We start from the raw sequence: 24,339 nt of genomic DNA, 5'->3' as shown, positions 1-24,339 counted from the left end.
ACTAAATATCATTATTATGGAAGAGTACATTGGAATTGTAAAATTATTTGCAGGAAATTTCGCACCTAGAGGCTGGATGTTTTGCGACGGAAGCTTAATAAGCATTTCAAGAAATTCAGCCCTATTCTCTATTTTAGGAACAACTTACGGAGGAGATGGTATCAGTACTTTTGCGTTACCTAACTTAAAAGGGCGTATGGCCTTAGGAGCAGGAAATGTAAACGCCAACCAGTTCTATCCTTTGGGAGTGGTATCCGGTACTACACAGAATACTCTTTTAACCTCAAATCTTCCTAGCATCGCAGGTGGATTCCAATTGAAAGTAGCTAATAAGAATGCCAACTCATCAACACCTACTGCTACATCATCTATTGCGATCTCAGGAACACAGGTGGGAAGAGATTTCAACGTGGTATCCAGCTTTGTAAATGATTCTAATCCTGATACCGTGATTAACGGACAAAGCATTGCCTTTATAGGACAAAATTTACCGGTGAATAATATGCCTCCTTATCTGGGTTTAAATTATATCATCTGCGTTGAAGGCATTTACCCTCCAAGAGATTAATATTCACAATAACCTAATATTTAAAACAAAAAAAATCATGAAAAGCACTACTTTTTTAACAATTTGTAGTCTGCTCATTTCAATTATCACATTCGGGCAGACCAGTACAGAACAATTTGAAACGGAATCGCACGGAAGTACAAGCTTCACCGACAATGGAGTCATTTTCAATATCATTTCACATGTAAGTGTTTTCGATATTCAAGGAAATTACCCAGGTACAGGCTGGAATGGAACAGCTAATGACAACAGATACATTGACAATTCCAACGATACCCAGTCTCCTCCCTCTTTCAGTATTAAAACAACTTCTAATTTATTTAAAGTAAACCGATTCTGGATGTATCTTTCTGCGTTGAACCTCGATCTCAATGTAGCAGGAACACTAACTGTAACCGGAAAACTCAGCGGAGTCACAAAATTTACCCAAACAAAAACCAGCGGATTTGCGACAAGTTTAGGGAGTACGAACGGATACACCCTGATTGACCTAACTAATTTAAATGGACAAAATTACTCAAACATTGTGATTGATGAGCTGCAGATCACTGCGAACGGATTATACCGATATGTAGCCATTGATGCTTTCACCTGGGTAAAAGACAGCAATCTGGTATTGGGTACTTCGGAAGCTAAAAGCATTAAAAAAGACTTGACTGTTTATCCTAACCCAACCAACGGACCTATTTCTATCACAACAGAAAAAGCCAGTGAAGCTAAAATCTACAGTCTGGATGGTAAAACGCTGAAAACAGTACAAACTCAGAAGGGAAATAATGAAATCAATATTTCAGAGCTTCCAAAAGGAGTTTATATTATCAAAACAGCAACAGAATCAACCAAAGTTATTAAAAACTAAATTCAGAAAATTTTATATAGTTCCATATCCCATAAAGATTCTAATTCATGAATGACAAAACCCTTAATGTTTTATTAAGGGTTTTGTTTTTTCAATGCCAGAATATATTTGTCTATATACAGCTGTTTTTCTTTCGATTTATACTGCTGAATATATCTGGGATGTTCAAGAACAGTCAAGGTATCAAACAGTTTTGCTTCTTTGTTTAGTGTTAAAATAAAGTCAGCATTTTTTTTACCCAGAACAAATACCTCTGACGTATCGAGACTAAGACTGATATGTTTCTTCAAAGATTCGATCATAAAGTCTTTTACAGCTTCAAACAGCTTTTTATCATCATAGTAATTGGCATTAAGCCATCCGTTTTTTGTTTTTCTCACGATGGCCAGCGGAAATGGAGAATTGATATAAATGTCTTTGTAAAAAAGATCTACACCTCCATACTCTTCAATCATATCATACATGAAAACAGAAGAAACTTCATGGGTATGGGCTGATTTCATTTTTATTCCACAAATACTTTCAAGTCTTTTGGTATCTGTAAACGGAACTCCGGTTACCCCTGCTCCATGACGGCTGGGATTGATTCCGATCATAAATTTTCGCTGAGTGGAATCATTATAATACTTGTGATAAAACTTTTGCATCACCGTTAATGTTTCAGGATTATCCAGATAGGGATTCAAAACTTCAAAACCTTCAGGAAGGCTTCCTTTATAACTAAGGTTTTCATTGAATTCAATGATGTGGTCTGCAAAAGTTTTGTTCATATTTAGTTTTTAAGAAAAACAAAATTGTCAGGTTCACTCTCATCTTCATCCTCATCCTCATCACTTAAAGCCAACTCAATATCAATAAACTGAATGTATAAACCACAGATTTCTTCATTGTCATCATAAGCAAAGTAAACGGGATAGCTACCATCGCCAAAACCACTTGCAAACATCGGAATCTGATAACTGGTACCCGGGACCGTCCAATTGATCCAGTCACCTGCTTCCCTCTGATTATTGGGATGTTCTTTATAGCTTTGTGAGAAAAGCTCAGCGAAATAATCATCATAAACATTGTCGACAGCTATTCCATCTACAAATTTATCTACAAAAGGAAGTACTTCTTTATCAGTAATACACCCCAAACCTGCATCTACTCCGAAACCAAAAAAAATCATCTTCGGTTACCCCCTCCAATTCTTCAATCCCGACTAATGCTTCTCTGTAAATAACAGGCTTTTCTTTGGTAAATTCAACCTTTACAACAGCATACCTGTCCCCCCAATCTTCAGATTTTACCACGGCAATAGTCACAGGAAAATTCCCCTTCGGAGTCTGAATAAAATAAGGTGACTGATTTGCATTTAAAGAAACCAAAGGATCTCTTACTACCACTTTTCCGGAAGGAAGAGAAACATTTCCAATTTCCATCGTCTCTAATTTCTTTCCCAGAATTTTATCAGAAGTAAAATACGCTTCCAGATCTGTAGGACAAACCAGAATATTTTTCACTTCTTCCCATTTTTGTATCCAGTTTTCGTTCATTATTTTTTATTTTATGAATTGATTTCAGGTTTGAAAGTAATGAATAAATCTAAGTGCATCAAACAGGAAAGATGTTTTAACAAAAGATTATAAAATAAAGCCGCAAATCACGAGGAATTGCAGCTTTATGTATTGTTTTAAGTTAAAAAAAATCTAAGAATCGGCACATATATAACATGCTCTGGCAATATCAGGCCATCTTCCAGGAAGGCAGCAGCTTCCGGGAGGACAAGGATTAAGGACACAAGACCAGTTTGGCCCGGATCCTTTAAGAGATCTCAACTCATGTCTTGAAAGTTTTTTTAAGTTTTTCATAGTGGTCAGTTTTGATGTTTTCTCCTACTCTATATGCTTTTCGGATTTCGCCTATTAAAGTTAGGTATTTTTAAGCAAAAAAAATATAACTAACTGAAATAATGAACATCCTCCTCTATATAAAATAAGCCTATCAATATTCTAAAGGTTTGTAGTTTCTAAAAATTTTATAAAAATCATCATCCTTTCCTTTGAATAGTTTTTCTTCAATAATTTTAAACTTGCCTGTAGAATCTTTTTCTTCCACCACTATTTTATCAGAAACATCTACTCGTGCAAATTCATCCAGAGAATCTTTTTTAATTTTTAGAAATGCGGTTGTGGTAGAGCCTGTTAAAATTACAGAATTGATACAATTTAGTTTTGAATTAAAACTTAGGTTTGGATAATTATCTGAATTTTTGATGTGGATAAAATCTTTATTTTTCGGTTCATATAAAAATAAGGTCATTACAATATTTCCTCCTCTTCCAGCTATTCCGCTTTGGTAAGTCATATCATTGAAGCCATCATTATTAAAGTCACTTATCTGAACGTCTAAACCGGTTACTCCATCTTTGATAAATTTAAAACTGTTCTTTAATTCCCAGGTATGAAATATTGAACCTTTAGTTTCCACCCAGATATCTTTTAGATCATAAAAATTCAAGGTAACAAACACATCACCATTCTTGACATGCCGGAATTTTTCAATCTCGACTTTGGTTTTACCCTTCCGTCCAACATTCAGGCTATCAACAAATTTTTCTTCAGAAAAATAACCTTTTTTATCAGGTTTCGGATTTCCAGAACAGGAAAAAAAGAGTAAAAGTAAAAAAGAACAAAAGACAATAGAAATGTTTAAAGGTTTCATGATTAAAAAAATATTCCTGAATTTATATATTTCCGGTCATATTTGAAATAAAAATCCCTTTCAATTACTGAAAGGGATTTTAAATTTATATTTTCCTGAGTTAAATCAATCCAAACTGCTGGAAGTGGTGCGTAAAATGCTTTTTGTGCATCAGTTCCCACATTTCTTTATTCAGTTTTCCGAATACATAATTCATGTGTTCTGCCTGTGGATTTTCTTTGTAATAGATCACAAATTTCTTCAGGTTATCCATGAATGATTGTTTTGCGGCTTCCAGATTTCTGTGTGTTGGTTCCGGAAGTGAGCCATCCTTCGGAAGGAAAGGAGCTGTAAATTCTTTTGGCATTGCTCTATGATTGTAAAGAGAATCCTGCCATTTTTCAAGATTTTCCTCCGGGGTGAAACATTTCTCTGCTTCAGGTTCACCAAAACTTACCAGAAGAGCCTGTTCAAGATGTTCTATCATTTGCTGTGGAGACATTTTTCCCCAAAGCGCAGGAGTGCTTTCTGTTAATCCATTCAACATTTTCTGAACATTTTTCACATTCAGATCAATGAAAGGAGATTGTTTTGCAACCAATGTCAAAATTGTTGCTACACAAACCACCTCATCTCTTTGGTTCACCACTTCAACCAGCCATTTTACAACACCGGAAGGAATGTTTCTTCCTTTTACTCCTCTGTTGATTTTTTCTTTTGCTGTTAAATAAACAGTGATCGTATCTCCAGCATATACAGGTTTGAAGAAACTACATTCTTCTAATCCGTAATTGGCAATAACAGGTCCTTTTTTACCTGAAACGAATAATCCTGCCGCTGCTGAAAGGATGAAATATCCGTGAGCTACCGTCTTATCAAAGATGGTTCCTGATAAACTCGTTGCATCAGTATGGGCATAGAAATGATCCCACGAAACATTGGAAAAGTTAACAATATCTGCATCGGTAACAGTTCTTCCTGCAGTTTCCAAAGAATCTCCTACTTCCACTTCTTCAAAATACTTTTGGAAAGGATGTTTGTCTGAGAATTTTTTCTCTGCTCCCTGCTGGTAGATCTTGGTAATTGCTTTCAGTACATCCGGTGATCCCTGAATAGCTGTTTTCTGTAAGAAGAAATGAAGACCGCTTAGTCCGCCCATTTCCTCACCACCTCCAGCTCTACCAGGACCTCCGTGCATTAATGTAGGAAGTGGAGAACCGTGGCCTGTACTTTCTTTGGCGTTATCCCTGTTCAGCACAAAGATTCTTCCGTGTTGGGAGGCCATTTTCCAAGAGGTTTCTGCGATAAAATTCTCGTCATGAGAAATGATTGAACCTACCAAACTTCCTTTTCCTCTTTTTGCCAACGCAGCTGCTTCTTCAGCATCTTTATACGGCATCAATGTAGATACCGGCCCGAAAGCTTCTACATCGTGAGAGATATTTTTTTCAAAAGGCTTGTCGTTCAGGAATAGTTTCGGGCTCATAAATGCACCGTTTTCATAATTGGCATCTACCAGCTCGTGTTTTCCGTCATAGACAAGTTCTGTTTCTGATTTTAAAATATTTACTTTTCTCAGAACTTCTTCGTACTGCTGTCTTCCCACCAAAGATCCCATTTTGGTTTCTCTGCTTAATGGGTTTCCGATTTTAGTCTGATCCAAAGCTTTAGACAAAGCATTCTGAACGTCACCGATTAAATGTTCCGGAACGATAATTCTTCTGATCGCTGTACATTTCTGTCCTGCTTTTGTGGTCATTTCGTTACGAACCTCTTTGATGAATAAGTCAAATTCCGGAGTTCCCGGTTTTGCTTCCAATCCAAGGATAGAACAGTTCAGGGAATCTGCTTCCATATTGAAACGGACTGCATTTCCTGCAATAGAAGGAAGAGATTTTAATTTTCTACCTGTATGGGCAGAACCTGTAAATAATACAGAGTCTCCATCCTGTACATAATCCAAAATATTTCCTGGTTCTCCACAAACTAACTGAACAGCTCCTTCAGGTAATACTCCACTTTCAATCATATCTTGAAATACCGCATTGGTAAGATAAGATCCGAAAGGAGATGGCTTCACAATAGAAGGAACACCTGCCAATAAGGAAGTAGAAAGCTTTTCCAGCATTCCCCATACCGGAAAGTTATAGGCATTGATTTGTACAGAAACACCTTCACTAGGTGTTAAAATATGAGTTCCCAAGAAAGTTCCGTTAGCTGAAATTTTCTGAGTATCTCCATCTACCCAAAATGATGTATTGGGAAGCATTCTTTTTGCCAATCCGGAATAGGTAAAGAAAGTTCCGAAACCTCCTTCAATATCCACCCATGAATCTACATGTGTAGCTCCTGTTTTATATGATAAGTCGTAATATTTTTTCTTTCTTTCCAGCAGGTAAAGTGCTACTTTTTTCAACATTTCACCACGGTCGTAGAAAGTCATTGAAGAAAGGTTTTTGTATCCTACTGTTCTTCCATAGTCAAGAGCCTGTTCAAAATTAAGCCCTTCTGTGTCGGAAACAGCTACCTGTTCTCCTGTAACGGCATTGTACAAAGGCATTCCGTTTCCGGTACCTTCTACCCATTCTCCGTAGATATAGTTTTTTAACTTTTCCATAAAATATTTAATTTATCAATGTAATGGTGTAATAATTTACCAGTGAGATGCTTCGACTACGCTCAGCATGACAAGTGTGACTATTACAGCTTACATTGTCATATTATTAGATTTATTATTTATTTCGGTTCCTGATACGGAAACATTTTCACTAATCCTTCATATAAACTTCTGTGAAGAATAGTTGCATGATTGTCTGTTTCCATCATTTTATATTCTACCGTCCAGTTTTTCTTTCCTGCCTTTTTTAAAACGTCATAGAAAGCTTCGGCATCTTTTACCATCACCGGATGCTCTCCTTTTCCTACAGAAACATAAATGAATTTCTTCGTATCCGGAGATTTTGAAAGTAATTGTGGAGCTTGTTTTAAAAGGCTTTCGTCATCCCACCACAAACTTGGGCTAATGATAAAGTAGTTGTTGAACATTTCCGGTTTTTTCAAAAGGATTTCTGTGGCCAAAAGCCCTCCTAAAGATTGACCGAAAAGGTATTTGTCTGTAGTTTTGAACTGACTTTCCACATAAGGTTTTAATTCTTTTTCAAGGAATGCTATAAACTTATCAGAATGTCCTGTTGTAGGATAGTCTTTCTGCAAGTCTTTTAAATCCGTATGAAAAGTAAAATCCCTTTTTCTGTCTACATTAGCAACTCCTACCACGATGGTTTCCGGCATGGAATACATCTGATTAAAGAATTGTACTAATCCTGTCACGTGAATAAAATCTTCATTCATACTTCCATCCAACAGATAGATCACCGGGTATGATTTTGTTTTATCATAGCCTTGTGGAAGATAAATATTCAACGTTCTGTCTTCATTTAACGTTTTGGACTTGATCGTCCTCACTTCTCCGATTGTAAGCGGTTTTGTTGTAACAGTCTGTGCTGATACCACACCATTCATCGCCAACACCATGCTGCATATAAGTGCAATTTTTTTAATCATATTTAATTTTAAATGGTCATTATTTTATATCATCCCAAATGCTGTAATCAACAATTTTCGTTGGAATCTGCTGAACATATTCAGTAAAAGGCTCACAAGGCAGAATAGCTTCTTTTCCTTCTCTTGCCAACTCCTGATAAAGTTTTGTTCCTTCTGTTTTCCAGTGTATCATTTCGTCGGAAACGTCACGGATAATTTTTGCAGGGCTTCCAACGATCAGTTTCCTTGGTTCACATCTGAAATTAGCCGGTACAAAAGCCAATGCTCCCACGATACTCTCATCACCGATATAGGCTTTGTCCATCACAACGGAATTCATTCCAATCAGACAATTTTTTCCAATGTGACCAGAATGAATAATTGCTCCATGTCCGATATGGGCAGACTCTTCTAAAATGGTTTCTATATTCGGGAAAACATGAAGGGTACAATTTTCCTGTACGTTGGCTCCATCTTTAATGATAATTTTTCCCCAGTCGCCACGGATCACCGCATTGGGACCAATATATACTTCTTCTCCTATTTCTACGTTCCCGATAATGACTGCCTGCGGATGAATGTAAGCAGATGGTTTTATAATGGGACGAATCCCATGGTATGAGTAGATGTTCATATTTGTTAGAGATCAGATAGTAGATTTCAGATGTCAGACATTTTTCCTGACTCTATATCTTTTATCTTTTTTAATTGATTACACTTTTTCGATTACCATTGCATATCCCTGTCCGACACCGATACAAAGGGTACACAAAGCATATTTTTTATCCTGCTTCTGAAGCTCTATTGCGGCAGAACCTACAATTCTGGCTCCGGAAACTCCCAGTGGGTGGCCAATCGCAATAGCACCTCCGTTCGGGTTTATTCTTGAATCATCATCTTTCAACCCTAAGCTTCTGGTTACAGCCAGCGCCTGTGCAGCAAATGCTTCGTTGAGCTCGATGATATCCATATCTTCAAGAGAAAGATTTAATCTTTTCAATACTTTTTGAGCTGCTTCTACAGGACCAATTCCCATAATTCTTGGTTCAACACCTGCTACGGAAGATCCCAGAATTTTTGCTTTTGGTTTTAAACCATATTTTTTAACGGCTTCTTCGCTTGCTAGAATCAAAGCAGCGGCTCCGTCATTCATTCCTGAAGCGTTACCAGCAGTTACCGTTCCTTCTTTTCTGAAAGCCGGACGAAGTTTTGTCAGCCCTTCCATAGAAGACGTCGGCTTGATAAATTCATCTTTTTCGAAAACAACAGGATCCCCTTTTCTCTGAGGAATTTCAACTTTTACAATTTCTTCTGCAAGCCTTCCGCTTTCCTGAGCTTTCGTTGCTTTCTGCTGAGACCAAAGGGCAAATTTATCCTGATCTTCTCTGCTGATCTGGTGGATATCTGCTAAGTTTTCAGCAGTTTCTCCCATTCCGTCAACTCCGTACAATTCTTTCATTTTAGGGTTGATGAAACGCCATCCGAAAGTGGTATCAAACATCTGGCTGTCTCTTCCGAAAGCAGCACTTGGTTTTGACATCACATAAGGAGAACGCGTCATATGCTCGACTCCTCCTGCAATATAAATTTCCCCTTCTCCTGCAGCAATGGAGCGGAATGCATTTGCTACAGCAGACATTCCGGAAGCACATAGTCTGTTAACAGTCTCTCCTCCGATTTTATAAGGAAGACCAGCCAGTAAAAGTCCCATTCTTGCAACGTTTCTGTTATCTTCTCCCGCCTGATTGGCACATCCGAAAATAACGTCTTCAATTTCCCCTACAGGAACTTCAGGATTTCTAGCAACCACTTCTTTGATCACAATAGCTGCCAGATCATCTGCTCTTACTTCTGATAATCCTCCCTGCAGTTTTGAGATGGGAGTTCTGACATAGTCTATGATGTATACGTTGTTCATAATTTTACTTTGAAAATAGGATAATGGATAATTTGAAAATTATACGCTATCTTTTTTATTTATTTGTTTTTATTTCTTAGTTCTAAAACCTGTTTTAAAGTATAGGGTTCATATTTGAAGTCCTTCCCATACATTCTTTGGACGCTTTCTTCAAAGGTGGAATCAAACCCTGCTTCTTTTCTTCTTTTATTTACATTTTTAAGATCTTTGACTGGCCATACAAAATTGACAAAGATTTGTTTTCCGTCTTTATCTTTTGTCATTTCACCTTTTCCCTGCGTTCCATAGATCTGTTCTTTGTCCTCCTGCATCAGATATCTATCTTCCATCATGGCAACCCATGTGAACGGAATTTCTTTCTTTTTCCCAGCTTCCTTAATGAGAGGCAGATATTTTCCAATTTTGGTTGAATGCTGAATTACATACCAAGCTGCCTGATTCGTAGGTTCTCCAACCAGTGTTTTTCCGGGATAACCATATTGAGCAATAATACTTTCAATTTTCTTTATATTCAGGCTATCATGTTCTGCCACCAGCTGCCAGCTTTTCTTTTTGAACTCTTCCTTGTCAATATTCAGATCTTTCAGCAGCTGTTCTTTTTTCTCCGGAGTTATCTCGGTATCAAAAAGCATTCTGTATCCCTGATCCACTTTCATGATGCCATCAAGTTCTTTTTTTAAAGTTTCATTTACTTTCTGCTGAGCATTGATCAAAAGGGTTGAAATCCCGAAAAACAATGTAATTATTTTTCTCATTTTGTTTAATTTGGTGTCTGGTTTTAGTTTTTATAAATCAGTTACTTTCTTCCCGATTTTGTAGACCGTTCCTACAAATTTTGCAACCAGCTCCTGATTTTGATTGGTAATCTGAATGTCATAAACGGCTGTTTTTCTCGTGTCATTCACCAACACACTTTCTGCTCTGAAAACATCACCTTCTTTTCCTGCTTTGGTAAAATTGATGATACAGTTCAGTGCTACAGCAGCATCTCCGGTATTGTTGGATGAAAATGCCAGTGCAGAGTCTGCAAAAGCAAAGGTAACGCCGCCATGAACAGTTTTAAGCCCGTTAATCATGTCTTTTTTGATGGGCATTTCTATTAAACAGTAATTTTCTTTTACTTCAATCATCTTGATATTCATCCATTGGGAAAAATAATCCTGATTGAACATATAATCTGCTACTTGTCTTGGATTCATTTCTGTTAATTATATGTTTGTTATTTCTTCATACAGCTCATCGGATAATCTGTCATAAACACCCATCGTTTTACCCAGAATGATTTGCTCATATGTAAGATTTTCTGAGTCTGATGTATTTTCAGAGGGATATGATTCGTTTAAATCAATTCCATTTTCAATAGCTAATCTTTTAATCAGCTCCTTATATTTTTCATTAAACTTTCCTAACAGCTCAAGCCTTTCCTCAGCATTTACAGAGGAGGCTTCCTGAGTTAAGTATTGTTTCTCAATTAAAAGCCTGGTTTCTAGCTCAGCTCTGAATTCTTCTATATTCATGAAAATAATTATATTTTCTTTTTATTTCATTAAACATCTTTTGCTGGCATCTTTTAAATAACGTTTACCATCTTTATCGAATCCCCAGACATTGGATATCTCTCTTAATAGAAACAAATCATAATCTCTTTTGTGAATTTTGATTTTGTTTAATCTTCTCAGTTTCCGATTAGCATTTCTTTTATTTTCCTTTTCTGTCACAGCAGTTGTAATTCCTGTTATGGGCGTTTTTCTCCTTGACCTACTCATAATAAAAGTTATTAATCTTTACAATTTTCTCAGTAAAGGACTTTGTCTGTATCTCTCTTCCTGATATTCTTCGTAAAGGCTCTGTAAGGTTTCAGAGATTTTTGTATATCCGATTTCTTTGCCCCAGCCTAATAATCCTTTTGGATAGTTTACTCCCTTCTGCATTGCCAGTTCTATATCTTCGTCATTAGCAACGCCTAATCTTTTGGCTTCAACCGCTTCGTTGATCAGCATGGAAATGATTCTTAAAAAGATCTGCTGATATAAAGAATCATCTTTCTGAGCAAGAGGTTTTTCTGCTCCTTCGCTATAATCGTAGAAACCTTTTCCTGTTTTTCTGCCATGAAGTTTTGCTTCAGACATTCTTTGCTGAAGTAATGATGGTTTATATTTCGGATCGTAGAAATAATCTTTATAGACCGTTGTTGTTACGGCAAAGTTTACATCTACTCCGATAAGATCCATTAATTCAAAAGGTCCCATTTTGAAGTTCCCCAGTGTTTTCATTGCGTCATCCACCTGTTCCGGTGTAGCGATATTTTCTTCAACAATTCTCAGCCCTTCCCCATAGTAAGGTCTGGCAATTCTGTTGACTATGAACCCTGGAATATCTTTCGCAATAACAGGAGTCTTCCCCCATTCTTTCATGAGGTTGTATATTTTTTCTGCTAATGTATTTTCTGTTAATAAGGATGGAATAACTTCCACTAAAGGCATCAACGGAGCCGGATTGAAAAAGTGAATTCCGATGAAACGCTCCGGTTTCTTTAGTTCTGCACCAAGAGAGGTGATAGAAATAGATGAGGTATTGGAACTGAGTATACAACTTTCTGAAACATAGTTTTCAAGTTCTGTAAACACTTTGGTTTTAATGTCTTTGTTTTCAATAATCGCTTCAATCACCAAATCAGAATCTTTTAAATCCTGCAGTGCCTCACCTTTTACGATATTGTTTCTGATTTCTGCTGCTTTTTCCTGAGAGATTTTACCTTTCTCAGCCAGCTTTTGAAGGGTCTTTTCTAAACCAGAAAGCGCTTTATCAATTTGCGGAGCATTAGCGTCGAATAAAACTACTTTGCAGCCTGCTGTTGCAGCCACCTGAGCAATTCCTACACCCATGGTTCCTGCCCCAATAATTCCAATATTCATTTTTATTTGTACAATGTATTAATGTAAAATGTATTCATGTAAATCGTTTTAAAAATCATTAATACACTTTACATGAATACATTAATACGAAATTTATCTTCCTTTATAATTAGGTTTTCTTTTCTGTAAAAAGGCATTTACTCCTTCAATGAAGTCTTCTGTGCCTGCAGCTTCCTGCTGAAGATCTCCTTCCAGCTCAAGCTGTTCTTTCAAAGTATTGGTATAAGAATTGGCAAAAGCTTTTTTGGTAAGCTTAAGAGCAGCTGTAGGCATATTCGCCATTCTTTCAAGGATTTCCATAGATTTTGGAACGAATTCTTCTTCAGTGAAAACTTCAGCGACAAGACCATGAGTTTTAGATTCTTCTGCAGATAATTTTTTACCTGTAAATGCTAAATAATTGGCTAATTGTCTACCTAAAAGTTTCGGTAAGAAGTACGTTCCTCCTGTATCAGGAATTAAACCGATATTTGAAAATGCCTGAGCAAAATATGCTTTCTCATTCGCTAAAACGAAGTCAGAGATTAAAGCCAACATTGCTCCAGCTCCCACTGCAGGACCGTTTACTAAAGCGATAACCGGTTTTTTGCAACGGGTAACTTCTAACACTAAAGGGTTATAATAGTCTACCACAATTTTTCTAATGATGTCATGATCATGGTGTTCTTTACCTACCACAAAGGCTTCATCCAGATTCTGACCTGAGCAAAACGCTCTTCCCCTTCCGGAAATAGCAACACATCTTACCGTTTCGTCTTCACTGCATTCTTTAACAAAATCTCTAAGATCTGATAAAGCCGGCTTGGTAAGGGCGTTCATTGTTTCCGGTTGATTAAGATATGCGATTTTAAGCTTCCCGTCAAAATGCGTTTCAATATCAAGTTGTGTATACATAGTTTTTATTAATTTATTATTTAACGACGCACTAATTTAACAATATAAATTAATGTAACAGTCTAATAATTTGACAATCTAACAAATCCTTCGTTATGCTTTGCATAGGCGTAAATTTTATGCAGATTGGTTGATTACTCATCAATGACATTTAAAATAATCAAATGGCTCCAGACAGTCTAAGCATTGATAAGATGCCTTACACAAGGTAGATCCAAATCTGCTGATCTGTTTGGTATGCTCAGAACCACAGCGCGGACATTTTTTCGGTTTTCCGATGTGATGTTCGTCTGCTCCTTTTTCGGGAGGTGTGATTCCGTAGACACGGAGTTTTTCCCTCGCTTCATCCGTTAACCAATCTGTTGTCCAGATCGGAAACATCTTGGTCACTACTTTTGCATCCCAACCGTTTTCTTTCATCATTTTGATAATATCCTCCTCAATGGTAAACATAGCAGGACAGGCAGAATAAGTAGGCGTAATGATTACTTCACATGTATTTTCACCTGTGACCTGTGCATCTCTTACAATTCCTAATTCTACAATATCAATAACCGGAATTTCCGGATCGGGAATTGTTTTTAATAAATCTAAAAGCTGATTCATATTTTATTTTTTATCAGAATCAAGAATTACTTTCATTCTGTTCTGATAATCCAAATTATCTGTTATTCCGTTGTGAGACTGATTCTTTAATATAATCAAGCTGTCATCTTTTTTGAAATTATCTTTAAGTTTTAAAGATGCTTTATAATTAATAACCTCATCTTTATCACCATGAAAAATAACTACCGGCGACTTAACGTTTTTTAAATATTCACCAGTTTCAAAATTATATTTCAGTAGAAATTTCGGAAGAAATGAGAATTTCTGACTCATTTCATCTTCTATACTATAATAAGGTGCCTGTAAAATCAATAATCTTGCGTTATGCATTGATGCTAATTTTGCAGCCAGCCCTGTTCCTACAGAATATCCTAAAATAATAATTTTGTTCTCCGGATATTTTTTCAAAAGCTCTTTGTAAGCACTTTCAACATCCGAGAAAAGCTGATCTTTACTATTAATTTTATCTTCACTTTTTCCGTAGCCCCGATAATCAAGCATAAACGTATCATAATTCATACTGCGATATAACTGAGCTACTTCTCCCCAGCCATTTATTGATCCTCCATTTCCATGAAGATAAAAGATGACTCCTTTTGGGTTTTGAGCTTTAAACAGAACAGAGTTCAAATGCTTATTATCCTGTGTTTTGATTGTTATTTCTTCAAAATCACCCTCAAATTTAAATTTATAGTTTTCCGGTAATTTTTCAGGATAAAAAATAATTTTCTCCTGATAGAAATAGATTCCAACACATACTATCACATATGCTGCAAGAAAAAAAGCCAATATCCCCAGAAGCATCTTCTTCATGACTTATTACCAGGTACATCCAGGATACGCTCTCTGCATATACTGAAGCTCACAAAGAATAAATCCGAAATATTCTGTATGATATCCTGTTCTTGATTTAGGCTGCATGAAGGGGTTTTCAGGATATTCTAAACCGAAATCAGCAAAATCTTTCTTCGTAATGACAAGAAATTCTTCGTAAAGAGCATCTGCATTCGGAACGATGTTTAAAGCAATAAGATCATCTTCACCTTCTGTTTTGGCAAAAAGACCTTTTGTATATTCCCAGATATCTTCAATTGCTTTTACGACACGGAATTTACTTTTTTCTGTTCCCTGTGCGAAGATTTTCATCCAGGATGCAGCATGAGTATAATGATATCTTACTTCTTTTAATGATTTTTGTGCTATAGCCGAAAGTTCTTCATCTGCAGAGTTTGACAATGCCTCGTACATCAGTTTCTGATACACTGAAAAAACGTACACTTTCAGAATGGTCTGAGCATAATCTTCGTTTGGAAGTTCCGTCCAGTGTGCATTTACATATTCGTGTTCGTATCTTAAAAAGGCTAAATCGTCTTCACTTTTACCGTTATCTATTACTCTTGAAGCATAAACATAAAAGTTATTAGCCTGTCCTAGTTCATCCAGCGCAATGTTTGTCAATGCAATATCTTCCTCCAAATAAGGACCTTCACCACACCATGCAGACAAACGCTGTCCCATAATGAAACTGTCGTCTGCGAGTTTTAATAAATAATTATATAATGGGTTCATTGTTTAATCAATTTAAAGACGGATAGATGATAGATGGATAGAAAATAGACGAGTAAACCTTAAGGTCTTTTATCTATCTGTCTATTATCTCGAAAGTCTTATTACATATTTTTTACATCGTTTGGAATATCATAGAACGTCGGGTGACGGTATAGCTTGTCATCAGCCGGATCGAAGAATGCTTCTTTATCCACACCTTCCGAAGTCACAATATATTTGCTTGGAACTACCCAAACAGAAGTTCCTTCTTTTCTTCTTGTATAAACGTCTCTTGCATTCTGCAAAGCCATTTCTGCTGTTGGTGCCTGTACAATTCCAACGTGTTTGTGAGATAATCCCGGTTTAGTTTGAATAAACACTTCCCACATATCTAAATTTGCCATAGTCAAATTAATTTAACAATGTATCAATGTACCAGTTTAACAATGAGATGCTTCGACAAGCTCAGCATGACAATGATTGTTACATTTCTACATTGGTATATTGTTACATTATTATATTACTTCTTTTTGTTGTTTTTCCGCAAAAGCTACCGCTGCTTCTTTCACCCAAGAGTTTTCTCTTTGAGCTTTTCTCTTGGTTTCGATACGCTTTTTATTGCAAGGTCCGTTTCCTTTTAAGATTTCCATAAATTCATCCCAAGGAAGTTCTCCGAAATCATAATGTTGTCTTTCTTCATTCCATTTCAGGTCTTTATCCGGAACAGTCAATCCTAAGAATTCAGCCTGAGAAACAGTAACGTCGATAAATCTCTGACGAAGGTTATCATTACTTTCTCTTTTTACTCTGTAATTCATAGAGATCTTAGAGTTTGGCGAGCTGTCATCATTAGGTCCGAACATCATTAGAGCCGGCCACCAGAAACGGTTTAATGAAGCCTGAGCCATTTCTTTCTGCTGTTTGGTACCACGGCAAAGTGCCATTAGAATCTCATATCCCTGTCTTTGGTGGAAAGATTCTTCTTTACAGATTTTCACCATCGCTCTGGAATAAGGACCGTAAGAATTCCCCATCAGCATTACCTGATTCATAATGGCTGCACCATCTACCAGCCAGCCGATTGCACCGATATCCGCCCAGCTTAGCGTTGGATAATTAAAGATACTTGAGTACTTTGCTTTTCCTTCCAGCATATCATCATAAGTAGCGTCTCTATCAGCTCTGATAGTTCCGTTTCCTAACGTTTCTGTTGCAGAATAAAGGTATAAACCGTGGCCTGCCTCATCCTGAACTTTTGCTAAAAGAGCCATTTTTCTTCTCAATGAAGGAGCTCTGGAGATCCAGTTGGCTTCCGGCAGCATTCCTACAATTTCAGAATGGGCGTGCTGTGAAATCTGACGAACCAATAATTTTCTGTAATCATCGGGCATTACATCTTTTGGTTCTACTTTATTTTCGTCATGTACATATTGTACAAATTTTTCTAAGTCCATTTTTTTGTTTTTTGTACTAAAGTAAAATGTTGGTTGTACAATGTATTTTCGATATACGTTTTACATTATACGTTTTACATTTTACAAAAAATTAAACATCATAATTAAGCATCACCACATTCGTTGTCGGGTGACATTGACAGGTAAGAACGAAGCCTCTGGCTACTTCATCTTCGGTAAGCGCGTAGTTTTTCTCCATGAAAACTTCTCCTTCCAAAACTTCCGCTTTACACGTACAGCACACTCCTCCTTTACATGCAAAAGGTACAGGAAGATTGTCTTTCAATGCTTTATCTAAGATACTCTCTTTTTTAGAATTAAGGTGGAACGAATATTCATCATCATCAATAATTACCGTTACCATACTTTCAATATTGGCAATTGCCTTGAATTCATCACTCATTTCCTCCGTATTTTCTTCATCAGGAGCAGTGAAATATTCAAATAATACCTGGATAGCAGGTACTTTTTTATCTTTTTTCAGGTAGTCTGCAATCCCTTTAATCATTTCTGCAGGTCCGCAAATGAAATAGGTAGCTTCTCTTACATCAATATCTGTATATCTTTCAAATAACTGTTCCAATTTCTCGGAAGAAATTCTTCCTTCAAAAACAGGATCTTCATGTTTTTCACGGCTTACCAGGTAAATCACCTTCAGTCTGCCATTGAAATGTTCTACCAATCTGTCAATTTCCGCTTTCCTTAAAATATGATTCATACTTCTGTTGCTGTAAAACAGGTAAGCAGTACTGTTGGGTTCCTGATAAAGGCTTTCTTTAATATTGGATAAAACAGGAGTAATTCCGCTTCCTGCAGCCAAACCAACGTAAGTTTTTACGTTTGTAGGATGATAAGAGGTATTAAAACCACCCATCGGAGGCATTACTTCCAGGATTTCATCCATGTGAAGATGCTCATTGAAATAGCCTGATACTTTTCCGCCTTCAAGCAGCTTTACCAATACTTCCAGCGTATTGCTTTTCTCGCTCGGAGCATTACAGATAGAGTAAGAACGTCTTTCTTCATTTCCGTTGATCATCATTCGGAAATTCAGATACTGCCCTTGTTTGAACCTGAATTTATCTTTCAGTTCTTCAGGGATTTCTACCGCCACACTGACTGCTTCGGAAGTATCTTTCTGAACTTTAACTGTTTTAAGTTTATAAAATGAATTCATTATTTTTTAAGTATTCTATTAATTTTTCCACCTTCGCACTTTGGCAGGCTGTCCTGGGCATGAACTTTCACTTTCGTTGTGATTCCTACCCGTTTTTTTATTTCGTTTTCTATGTTTTTTCCAAAGTTCCCGACAAAATTAAAATAATCATCGGTATTTGCTTCTATTTTCTGCGTCTTTACCAGCTCATCGTCTATTTCAACATCAATATCCAAAGCGATACACATATGTTCCTTTTCGATAGGCGTTAGATAATAATTAGGCACTACTCCTTCCACATAAGAGAAAGCCTCTTCAATCTGGCTTGGATAGACATTTACACCTCTTACAATCAGCATATCATCTGCTCTTCCGACAATGGGTTTCATTTTCACCATCGTTCTTTTAGCATTTTCATCATAATAAAGGCTTGTGATATCATTGGTCCAGTAACGAAGAAGCGGCATTGCTTTTTTCGTTAACGTTGTAATCACCAACACCCCTTCTTCTCCAAAAGAAACCGGCTGTTTGGTAACCGGATCTAAAATTTCAGGGTAAAAATGATCTTCCCAGATATAAGAACCTCCTTTTTCCTCGAAATCCTCCATTGAAACTCCCGGGCCGATAATTTCGCTCAACCCATAGATATTGGTTGCATGAACCCCTAATTTTTCTTCAATATGACCTCTGATAATTTCCGTCCATGGTTCTGAGCCTAACACAGCATATTGAAGACTGATTTCATCTGCAGAAATTCCTCTTCTGGCAAATTCATCTGCAATAGTCAAAGCATATGATGGAGAGCAGCAAATCACTTCCGGCTTAAAATCTACAATCAGATCTACCTGTCTCGCCGTCATTCCTCCCGAAATAGGAAGAACACTCATCCCCAGTTTCTCTGCTCCGTAATGAAGCCCTAATCCTCCTGTGAAAATTCCATACCCATAAGCGTTGTGCAGCTGCATTCCCGGTTTCGCTCCTGCAGCATGTAAAGATCTGGCCACCACTTCACTGAAAAGGTCCACATCTTCTTTTGTATATCCTACCACCGTTGGCTTTCCTGTTGTTCCGCTTGAGCAATGAATACGCTGAAGCTCATTTTTAGGAACGGTAAATAAACCAAATGGGTAGTTATCTCTTAAATCCTGTTTGTAAGTAATAGGAAGTTTCCTGATATCTTCAATCGACCTTATATCCTGTGGAGATATTTGTAATTCATCAAATTTCTTTTTATAAAATTCCGACTTCTCCCCCAAATAGCTGATCAAACTCATCAACCGGTCGGATTGAAGCTGTCTCAACTGACCCAGCTCCAGATATTCAACTGAAAAATCCATAAAACTAACTAACATTTGTTAGGTGTAAATTTAAAAAGATTTTATAAGCTGGCAAAATTTTTATGACTTTTGTCATATTTTGAATGATTCTAAATAAGAAAAGTAACGCGGGATTTCTTTTCTTGTAAAAAGTATAATGTAAAATGTACTAATGATTTCTACTTGCGAAAGACTATATCTTCTGGTTTCCAAGTAATCCAAAAAGGATTTTCTCCCTGATTTCTTCAGTGATTTCATCAGTAGAATCACTGCTTCTTTTGAACCAGAAATAAGAATTGTTTAAAGTATGAAGAATAAATCTTGTTGTAAATGATGGTGATTTCAGTTCCCAGTTTTCTGCACTGTAGATCTCAGAAATGAGTTTTTCAACTTCCTGCTGATAATTTTTTCTTAACTCTACAAACTCGGGAAGCTTTTCTTCCAGATGTCTCCATTCATTAGAATAAATATGAGTGACATCACGGTTTTTAAGAACAACAGACAGATGCTTATCCAGTAACAGATTTAGTTTTTCTCTTGGAGTAATATCTGTATTTTTTACTTTCTGAAGCTCATCAAAAAACTCCTGAGCAATGCCAAAACAAATCCATTCCAGAATTTCTTCCTTTGAACGGATATGTGCGTACAGCGATGCTGCTTTGATATTGAGTTTCGTAGCCAGGTCTCTTACTGAGCTTCCCATATACCCTTTCTCTTTGAAAAGTTCTACTGCTACGTCTAATATTTTTCTCTGTTTTTCTTTTAGTTCCATCTGGTAAAATGCAAAAGTAATTATTCTGATTTAAACTGCTCCTTTTTTGATCATAAAAAGCACAAGGCTCTTCAACTTCAGTTTCATTGATTGGCTATTTTACCTGATTCTGACTATTTGTTCATGAATTTCAAAGAAATAATTACGAAATCGGAAATTTTGTCAAGTTAATTTTCCGTTAAAAATACAATATCCGGAAAATTTGTCCTATTTTTTTGTAAATTTAATAATTGAACAGTTTTTGCGATATAGTCATCGAATAAATGATTAAATAATTGATGACATTAAGAAACTGAGCCTTAAAATTTAGTTTCTTGATGTTTTTTAAAAACTAAACTTTGAACAAATCATTACCAAAAATATATAAAATATGAACTTGAACCAATATACAGTAAAATCACAGGAAGCCATCCAGGCAGCACAACAGATTGCTATGGAATTGGGCAACCAAAGTATCGAACCTCAACACCTCCTTGAAGGAATCTTCCAGGTAGATGAAAATATATCGCCTTTCTTACTTAAAAAATCTGAAGCAGATGCCAATTTAGTAAGAGAGCGTAACCGTGAAAATTTAGAAAAACTTCCAAAAGTACAGGGAGGAAACATTTACCTTTCACAATCTGCCAACAAAGTATTGCTGGATGCACCCAATATCGCTAAGAAAATGGGTGACGAATATGTAACGATTGAACATTTATGGCTATCTCTTTTGGAGACCAGCTCTGAAGTATCCAAGATGCTGAAAGATATGGGTGTAACCAAAAATCTGCTGGAAGGTGCTATCAAAGAATTAAGAAAAGGAAGTAAAGCAACTTCTGCTAGCTCAGAAGAAACATACCAGTCCTTAAATAAATATGCTAAAAACTTCAACGAGTTAGCGGCAGAAGGCAAACTGGACCCTGTAATCGGGCGTGATGAAGAAATCAGAAGGGTTTTACAGATCCTTTCCAGAAGAACAAAAAACAACCCAATCCTTATCGGGGAGCCGGGTGTAGGTAAAACAGCCATTGCCGAAGGAATTGCCCACAGAATTATCAACGGTGACGTTCCTGAAAATCTGATGGATAAAACATTATTCTCATTGGATATGGGAGCTTTGATCGCCGGAGCCAAATACAAAGGTGAGTTTGAGGAACGTCTGAAATCCGTTGTGAATGAAGTCACCAAAGCTGATGGACAGATTATACTTTTCATCGACGAAATCCACACATTGGTGGGTGCCGGCGGTGGTGAAGGAGCGATGGATGCTGCCAACATATTAAAACCTGCTTTGGCAAGAGGTGAATTGAGAGCAATTGGAGCAACTACTTTGAATGAGTACCAAAAGTATTTTGAAAAAGATAAAGCGCTGGAAAGACGTTTTCAGAAAGTAATGGTGGAAGAACCGGATACTGAATCTGCTATTTCCATCCTTCGTGGTATTAAAGATAAATATGAAGCTCACCATAAGGTAAGAATCAAAGATGAGGCAATTATTGCTGCTGTGGAAATGTCTCAAAGATATATTTCAGACCGTTTCTTACCGGATAAAGCGATCGACCTTATTGATGAAGCTTCTGCCAAACTGAGAATGGAAATCAATTCCAAGCCGGAAGAGCTGGACGTTCTTGACAGGAAACTGATGCAGCTGGAAATTGAATTGGCAGCCATTTCAAGGGAAGGCAACCAGACCAAAATTGATCATCTGAAAGAGGATATTGCTAAAATTTCCGAACAGAGAAATGAGATCAATGCGAAATGGCTGAAAGAAAAACAGAAAAGTGAAGATCTTACCCAGATCAAAAAAGATATTGAATCTCTGAAACATGAAGCAGAAAGAGCTTCCAGATCTGGAGATTATGCAAAAGTAGCGGAAATCCAATACGGAAAACTTCGTGAAAAGGAGGAAGAATTTACCAAGATGGAGCTTGAAATGCAAAACCATCAGAATGAACTGATCAAAGAAGAAGTTACTGCAGAAAATATCTCTGAAGTGATTGGCAAATGGACAGGTATTCCTGTAACTAAATTATTACAATCCGAAAGAGATAAATTATTAAACCTGGAATCTGAACTCCACCACAGAGTGGTTGGGCAGGATGAAGCGATTCAGGCAGTTGCTGATGCTATCAGAAGGAACAGAGCCGGATTGAGCGATGATAAAAAGCCTATCGGATCTTTCTTATTCCTGGGGACAACCGGAGTTGGTAAGACCGAGCTTGCAAAAGCATTGGCAGAATTCTTATTCGATGATGAAAACAATATGACGAGAATTGATATGAGTGAATATCAGGAACGTCACAGTGTTTCAAGATTGGTAGGAGCACCTCCGGGATATGTAGGATATGACGAAGGCGGACAATTGACTGAAGCGGTAAGAAGAAGACCCTATTCTGTAGTGCTTTTGGACGAGATCGAAAAAGCCCATCCGGATGTTTTCAATACCCTGCTTCAGGTTTTGGACGACGGACGTCTGACAGACAATAAGGGACGTGTGGTAAATTTCAAAAATTCAATCATCATTATGACCTCGAATTTAGGCTCACACCTTATTCAGGAGAATTTTGAGAATCTTACAGAGGAAAATCAGGATGAAATTGTGGACAAAACAAAAGATGAAGTTTTTGATCTTTTAAAACAAACCCTGCGTCCGGAATTCCTGAACAGAATTGATGAAATTGTACTGTTCCAGCCTTTAAGAAAAAAAGAAATCGGAAAAATCGTTCAGTATCAGTTGAGAGGATTTAATGAAATGTTATCGAAACGAAACATCATTATGACTTTCACTCAGGATGCTGTAGATTATCTGATGAATAAAGGTTATGATCCTGCTTTCGGGGCAAGACCATTGAAAAGAGTGATTCAGCAGGAGGTTCTGAACAAATTGTCTAAAGAGATTCTTGCCGGTAAAGTAAATGACGGAGACAGAATCACACTGGATTATTTTGTAGAAACCGGTTTGGTTTTCAGACCTACTGAACAATAAAATAGTTTTTTTCATATACATTATTTTTGTGGATAAGTGCTGTAGAGAAATCTGCAGCACTTATTTTTTTTCTCTACTTTTAAAAACTATTTTTTTTGCTGATGTATATAAAATTAATCACCTTATCATTTTTCTTGATCTCGCTTCCGGTCAACGCTCAGAATAAACTGACATCTCCATTTTCACTCACCGATTACCAGAATATGCGTACAGAATATCTTGATGCAATAAAACATAACCCTGATATTGTTCATGAAGGCAGATTCTATTATTCAAAAAGAAAACTGGATAGTGTAAATATCATAAAGCACGAGATCATAAGACAGGAATGGATCAGAAAAGGAGTTGATCCATCTGCAATTACCAAAGAAGTGCTTCAGAATGCAGAAAGTAACAGACAATATTATCTGCAATATGCCTACTTCACCAAGAACAGGAAAGGATATGATTTTTACTATTCTGATGATTCAAAACTGATTCTTTTCAATAATAAAGATTTAACAATAGAATATTCATTTGCAAAAGATACAGACAGTGAATATCTTCATAATAAAAAAATTGCTACAGCTAATCAATACTTCAACAGCAATGGACAACTGAAAAGAACCGATTCCTTCATTCTTCCGTCACAGGAAGGAGCTGAAAAAGAGATAACGGGACTTTCAAAAGAATATAATGTTATTGGAAAACTTTTGTTTGAAGCTGACTGGGAAAAAGACTTCAAACACAGCAAAGCCAAGGTGATTGCAGCCAGTGACCAATTAATACAACAATATATACTTAATAATATCAAAAGGAATAATGACGGGATAAGCGATATTCAGGCCAAAGAAATGACAGCAAATTATTTAAAATATGCCCAGAAAACCATTCAAAAATTTAAAAATGATGACAAGGTTTCTATATGGTTTGTAACCTATTGGACGGTAACCTCCCGAATAGAACTGAAAATCAATGACAAAACACTACAATTAATTGACATCCGCGACTTTAAAATGCAGGAATAGTCCACACCTTTGAAATAAAAAGTCTTTGGGATTCTTCTTAATAATTTTTTTCTGCCTAATAATTCAACATCTTTTTTTATCCTTGTTAAGTGAAATAATACTATATTTAGCTTACAAATCAATAACTAATACC

General features: G+C 36.6%; 27 protein-coding genes. 4 read left to right on the top strand and 23 right to left on the bottom strand.

Translation table 11 applies throughout. The features are described from left to right. Positions 1-16: 16 nt before the first annotated feature. Together CHRYMOREF3P_RS17110 and CHRYMOREF3P_RS17105 are read left to right on the top strand one after the other, a co-directional pair. Positions 17-568: a phage tail protein gene (locus CHRYMOREF3P_RS17110; protein ID WP_077413735.1), complete on the top strand. Its 552-nt coding sequence runs from the start codon at positions 17-19 to the stop codon at positions 566-568. A gap of 37 nt (positions 569-605) precedes the next feature. Then, positions 606-1,427: a T9SS type A sorting domain-containing protein gene (locus CHRYMOREF3P_RS17105; RefSeq protein WP_077413736.1), complete on the top strand. Its 822-nt coding sequence runs from the start codon at positions 606-608 to the stop codon at positions 1,425-1,427. 74 nt (positions 1,428-1,501) lie between these two features. Here the strand turns inward: CHRYMOREF3P_RS17105 and CHRYMOREF3P_RS17100 are convergent, their stop codons facing one another. The 23 genes from CHRYMOREF3P_RS17100 to CHRYMOREF3P_RS16995 form a co-directional block, all read right to left on the bottom strand. Further along, positions 1,502-2,197 (bottom strand): SMUG2 DNA glycosylase family protein, encoded by a 696-nt coding sequence (locus CHRYMOREF3P_RS17100; RefSeq protein ID WP_077413737.1) that lies wholly within the window; start codon positions 2,195-2,197, stop codon positions 1,502-1,504. Positions 2,198-2,199: 2 nt separating this feature from the next. Then, complete coding sequence (locus tag CHRYMOREF3P_RS24275; RefSeq protein ID WP_262889613.1) at positions 2,200-2,598, bottom strand: DUF4241 domain-containing protein; 399 nt, start codon at positions 2,596-2,598, stop codon at positions 2,200-2,202. Then, the gene (locus CHRYMOREF3P_RS24270; protein ID WP_262889612.1) at positions 2,549-2,965 is read right to left on the bottom strand and encodes a DUF4241 domain-containing protein; all 417 of its coding nucleotides are present in this window, start codon (positions 2,963-2,965) and stop codon (positions 2,549-2,551) included. The genes CHRYMOREF3P_RS24275 and CHRYMOREF3P_RS24270 overlap by 50 nt, the downstream gene beginning before the upstream one ends. A 153-nt stretch (positions 2,966-3,118) precedes the next feature. Continuing rightward, positions 3,119-3,280 carry a bacteriocin-like protein gene (locus CHRYMOREF3P_RS17090; RefSeq protein WP_156118866.1) on the bottom strand — a complete coding sequence of 54 codons (162 nt, stop codon included), beginning with the start codon at positions 3,278-3,280 and terminating at the stop codon, positions 3,119-3,121. A 133-nt stretch (positions 3,281-3,413) separates the two neighbouring features. Next, positions 3,414-4,133, bottom strand: coding sequence for an XAC2610-related protein (locus tag CHRYMOREF3P_RS17085; RefSeq protein WP_077413739.1), 720 nt, complete (start codon positions 4,131-4,133; stop codon positions 3,414-3,416). A 100-nt stretch (positions 4,134-4,233) separates the two neighbouring features. Further along, a complete protein-coding gene (paaZ, locus tag CHRYMOREF3P_RS17080) occupies positions 4,234-6,729 on the bottom strand; it encodes a phenylacetic acid degradation bifunctional protein PaaZ (RefSeq protein WP_180565101.1) in 2,496 nt (831 codons plus the stop codon). Between the two features lie 119 nt (positions 6,730-6,848). Next, complete coding sequence (locus CHRYMOREF3P_RS17075) at positions 6,849-7,676, bottom strand: alpha/beta hydrolase (protein WP_180565100.1); 828 nt, start codon at positions 7,674-7,676, stop codon at positions 6,849-6,851. Between the two features lie 19 nt (positions 7,677-7,695). Continuing rightward, positions 7,696-8,289, bottom strand: a complete 594-nt coding sequence (locus CHRYMOREF3P_RS17070) for a transferase hexapeptide repeat family protein (protein ID WP_077413742.1) — start codon at positions 8,287-8,289, stop codon at positions 7,696-7,698. A gap of 78 nt (positions 8,290-8,367) precedes the next feature. Next, positions 8,368-9,573: a 3-oxoadipyl-CoA thiolase gene (pcaF, locus tag CHRYMOREF3P_RS17065; RefSeq protein ID WP_077413743.1), complete on the bottom strand. Its 1,206-nt coding sequence runs from the start codon at positions 9,571-9,573 to the stop codon at positions 8,368-8,370. Positions 9,574-9,632: 59 nt separating this feature from the next. After that, positions 9,633-10,328, bottom strand: a complete 696-nt coding sequence (locus CHRYMOREF3P_RS17060; protein WP_077413744.1) for a DUF6624 domain-containing protein — start codon at positions 10,326-10,328, stop codon at positions 9,633-9,635. A 30-nt stretch (positions 10,329-10,358) separates the two neighbouring features. Beyond that, positions 10,359-10,772: a PaaI family thioesterase gene (locus CHRYMOREF3P_RS17055; protein WP_077413745.1), complete on the bottom strand. Its 414-nt coding sequence runs from the start codon at positions 10,770-10,772 to the stop codon at positions 10,359-10,361. Between the two features lie 9 nt (positions 10,773-10,781). After that, the gene (locus CHRYMOREF3P_RS17050) at positions 10,782-11,090 is read right to left on the bottom strand and encodes a hypothetical protein (protein WP_077413746.1); all 309 of its coding nucleotides are present in this window, start codon (positions 11,088-11,090) and stop codon (positions 10,782-10,784) included. 21 nt (positions 11,091-11,111) lie between these two features. Then, complete coding sequence (locus tag CHRYMOREF3P_RS17045; protein ID WP_077413747.1) at positions 11,112-11,339, bottom strand: hypothetical protein; 228 nt, start codon at positions 11,337-11,339, stop codon at positions 11,112-11,114. An 18-nt stretch (positions 11,340-11,357) separates the two neighbouring features. Beyond that, positions 11,358-12,488, bottom strand: coding sequence for a 3-hydroxyacyl-CoA dehydrogenase NAD-binding domain-containing protein (locus CHRYMOREF3P_RS17040; protein ID WP_077413748.1), 1,131 nt, complete (start codon positions 12,486-12,488; stop codon positions 11,358-11,360). A 93-nt stretch (positions 12,489-12,581) separates the two neighbouring features. Next, positions 12,582-13,382 (bottom strand): enoyl-CoA hydratase/isomerase family protein, encoded by an 801-nt coding sequence (locus tag CHRYMOREF3P_RS17035; protein ID WP_047382975.1) that lies wholly within the window; start codon positions 13,380-13,382, stop codon positions 12,582-12,584. Positions 13,383-13,523: 141 nt separating this feature from the next. After that, a complete protein-coding gene (gene paaD / locus CHRYMOREF3P_RS17030) occupies positions 13,524-13,988 on the bottom strand; it encodes a 1,2-phenylacetyl-CoA epoxidase subunit PaaD (protein WP_047373936.1) in 465 nt (154 codons plus the stop codon). A gap of 3 nt (positions 13,989-13,991) precedes the next feature. Next, on the bottom strand, positions 13,992-14,801 hold the full coding sequence (locus CHRYMOREF3P_RS17025) for an alpha/beta hydrolase (RefSeq protein ID WP_077413749.1): 810 nt from the start codon (positions 14,799-14,801) through the stop codon (positions 13,992-13,994). Between the two features lie 6 nt (positions 14,802-14,807). Continuing rightward, complete coding sequence (paaC, locus tag CHRYMOREF3P_RS17020; protein WP_180565099.1) at positions 14,808-15,557, bottom strand: 1,2-phenylacetyl-CoA epoxidase subunit PaaC; 750 nt, start codon at positions 15,555-15,557, stop codon at positions 14,808-14,810. Between the two features lie 101 nt (positions 15,558-15,658). Next, positions 15,659-15,940, bottom strand: coding sequence for a 1,2-phenylacetyl-CoA epoxidase subunit PaaB (gene paaB / locus CHRYMOREF3P_RS17015; protein WP_039364405.1), 282 nt, complete (start codon positions 15,938-15,940; stop codon positions 15,659-15,661). A 111-nt stretch (positions 15,941-16,051) separates the two neighbouring features. Continuing rightward, a complete protein-coding gene (paaA, locus tag CHRYMOREF3P_RS17010) occupies positions 16,052-16,990 on the bottom strand; it encodes a 1,2-phenylacetyl-CoA epoxidase subunit PaaA (RefSeq protein WP_077413751.1) in 939 nt (312 codons plus the stop codon). Positions 16,991-17,081: 91 nt separating this feature from the next. Then, positions 17,082-18,167, bottom strand: coding sequence for a 2Fe-2S iron-sulfur cluster-binding protein (locus CHRYMOREF3P_RS17005; protein ID WP_180565098.1), 1,086 nt, complete (start codon positions 18,165-18,167; stop codon positions 17,082-17,084). Beyond that, on the bottom strand, positions 18,167-19,483 hold the full coding sequence (locus tag CHRYMOREF3P_RS17000; protein ID WP_180565097.1) for a phenylacetate--CoA ligase family protein: 1,317 nt from the start codon (positions 19,481-19,483) through the stop codon (positions 18,167-18,169). The genes CHRYMOREF3P_RS17005 and CHRYMOREF3P_RS17000 overlap by 1 nt, the downstream gene beginning before the upstream one ends. 172 nt (positions 19,484-19,655) lie before the next feature. Next, positions 19,656-20,234 (bottom strand): TetR/AcrR family transcriptional regulator, encoded by a 579-nt coding sequence (locus CHRYMOREF3P_RS16995; protein ID WP_180565096.1) that lies wholly within the window; start codon positions 20,232-20,234, stop codon positions 19,656-19,658. Between the two features lie 370 nt (positions 20,235-20,604). Here CHRYMOREF3P_RS16995 and clpB point away from each other — a divergent pair, with 370 nt between their 5' ends. Then, a complete protein-coding gene (gene clpB / locus CHRYMOREF3P_RS16990) occupies positions 20,605-23,199 on the top strand; it encodes an ATP-dependent chaperone ClpB (RefSeq protein WP_180565095.1) in 2,595 nt (864 codons plus the stop codon). A gap of 101 nt (positions 23,200-23,300) precedes the next feature. Further along, positions 23,301-24,206 (top strand): hypothetical protein, encoded by a 906-nt coding sequence (locus tag CHRYMOREF3P_RS16985; protein WP_077413756.1) that lies wholly within the window; start codon positions 23,301-23,303, stop codon positions 24,204-24,206. Positions 24,207-24,339 lie beyond the last annotated feature (133 nt).

The sequence above is a fragment of the Chryseobacterium sp. JV274 genome (assembly GCF_903969135.1).
Lineage (GTDB): Bacteria > Bacteroidota > Bacteroidia > Flavobacteriales > Weeksellaceae > Chryseobacterium.
The sequence above is the reverse complement of the archived record's forward strand: the minus strand, read 5'-3'. Positions and strand labels throughout refer to the sequence as shown.

Bases quoted from the DNA above. Each gene is read 5' to 3' on its own strand.
- CHRYMOREF3P_RS17040 (WP_077413748.1), bottom strand. From the start codon at position 12,488: ATGAATATTGGAATTATTGGGGCAGGAACCATGGGTGTAGGAATTGCT.
- CHRYMOREF3P_RS17105 (WP_077413736.1), top strand. From the start codon at position 606: ATGAAAAGCACTACTTTTTTAACAATTTGTAGTCTGCTCATTTCAATT.
- CHRYMOREF3P_RS17050 (WP_077413746.1), bottom strand. From the start codon at position 11,090: ATGAATATAGAAGAATTCAGAGCTGAGCTAGAAACCAGGCTTTTAATT.
- CHRYMOREF3P_RS17035 (WP_047382975.1), bottom strand. From the start codon at position 13,382: ATGTATACACAACTTGATATTGAAACGCATTTTGACGGGAAGCTTAAA.
- paaA (WP_077413751.1), bottom strand. From the start codon at position 16,990: ATGGACTTAGAAAAATTTGTACAATATGTACATGACGAAAATAAAGTA.
- clpB (WP_180565095.1), top strand. From the start codon at position 20,605: ATGAACTTGAACCAATATACAGTAAAATCACAGGAAGCCATCCAGGCA.
- CHRYMOREF3P_RS17055 (WP_077413745.1), bottom strand. From the start codon at position 10,772: ATGAATCCAAGACAAGTAGCAGATTATATGTTCAATCAGGATTATTTT.
- CHRYMOREF3P_RS17025 (WP_077413749.1), bottom strand. From the start codon at position 14,801: ATGAAGAAGATGCTTCTGGGGATATTGGCTTTTTTTCTTGCAGCATAT.
- CHRYMOREF3P_RS17005 (WP_180565098.1), bottom strand. From the start codon at position 18,167: ATGAATTCATTTTATAAACTTAAAACAGTTAAAGTTCAGAAAGATACT.
- CHRYMOREF3P_RS17045 (WP_077413747.1), bottom strand. From the start codon at position 11,339: ATGAGTAGGTCAAGGAGAAAAACGCCCATAACAGGAATTACAACTGCT.
- CHRYMOREF3P_RS17100 (WP_077413737.1), bottom strand. From the start codon at position 2,197: ATGAACAAAACTTTTGCAGACCACATCATTGAATTCAATGAAAACCTT.
- CHRYMOREF3P_RS17075 (WP_180565100.1), bottom strand. From the start codon at position 7,676: ATGATTAAAAAAATTGCACTTATATGCAGCATGGTGTTGGCGATGAAT.
- paaB (WP_039364405.1), bottom strand. From the start codon at position 15,940: ATGGCAAATTTAGATATGTGGGAAGTGTTTATTCAAACTAAACCGGGA.
- CHRYMOREF3P_RS17090 (WP_156118866.1), bottom strand. From the start codon at position 3,280: ATGAAAAACTTAAAAAAACTTTCAAGACATGAGTTGAGATCTCTTAAA.
- pcaF (WP_077413743.1), bottom strand. From the start codon at position 9,573: ATGAACAACGTATACATCATAGACTATGTCAGAACTCCCATCTCAAAA.
- CHRYMOREF3P_RS24275 (WP_262889613.1), bottom strand. From the start codon at position 2,598: ATGATTTTTTTTGGTTTCGGAGTAGATGCAGGTTTGGGGTGTATTACT.
- CHRYMOREF3P_RS17110 (WP_077413735.1), top strand. From the start codon at position 17: ATGGAAGAGTACATTGGAATTGTAAAATTATTTGCAGGAAATTTCGCA.
- CHRYMOREF3P_RS17085 (WP_077413739.1), bottom strand. From the start codon at position 4,133: ATGAAACCTTTAAACATTTCTATTGTCTTTTGTTCTTTTTTACTTTTA.
- paaD (WP_047373936.1), bottom strand. From the start codon at position 13,988: ATGAATCAGCTTTTAGATTTATTAAAAACAATTCCCGATCCGGAAATT.
- paaZ (WP_180565101.1), bottom strand. From the start codon at position 6,729: ATGGAAAAGTTAAAAAACTATATCTACGGAGAATGGGTAGAAGGTACC.
- CHRYMOREF3P_RS17060 (WP_077413744.1), bottom strand. From the start codon at position 10,328: ATGAGAAAAATAATTACATTGTTTTTCGGGATTTCAACCCTTTTGATC.
- CHRYMOREF3P_RS16985 (WP_077413756.1), top strand. From the start codon at position 23,301: ATGTATATAAAATTAATCACCTTATCATTTTTCTTGATCTCGCTTCCG.
- paaC (WP_180565099.1), bottom strand. From the start codon at position 15,557: ATGAACCCATTATATAATTATTTATTAAAACTCGCAGACGACAGTTTC.
- CHRYMOREF3P_RS17070 (WP_077413742.1), bottom strand. From the start codon at position 8,289: ATGAACATCTACTCATACCATGGGATTCGTCCCATTATAAAACCATCT.
- CHRYMOREF3P_RS16995 (WP_180565096.1), bottom strand. From the start codon at position 20,234: ATGGAACTAAAAGAAAAACAGAGAAAAATATTAGACGTAGCAGTAGAA.
- CHRYMOREF3P_RS17000 (WP_180565097.1), bottom strand. From the start codon at position 19,483: ATGGATTTTTCAGTTGAATATCTGGAGCTGGGTCAGTTGAGACAGCTT.
- CHRYMOREF3P_RS24270 (WP_262889612.1), bottom strand. From the start codon at position 2,965: ATGAACGAAAACTGGATACAAAAATGGGAAGAAGTGAAAAATATTCTG.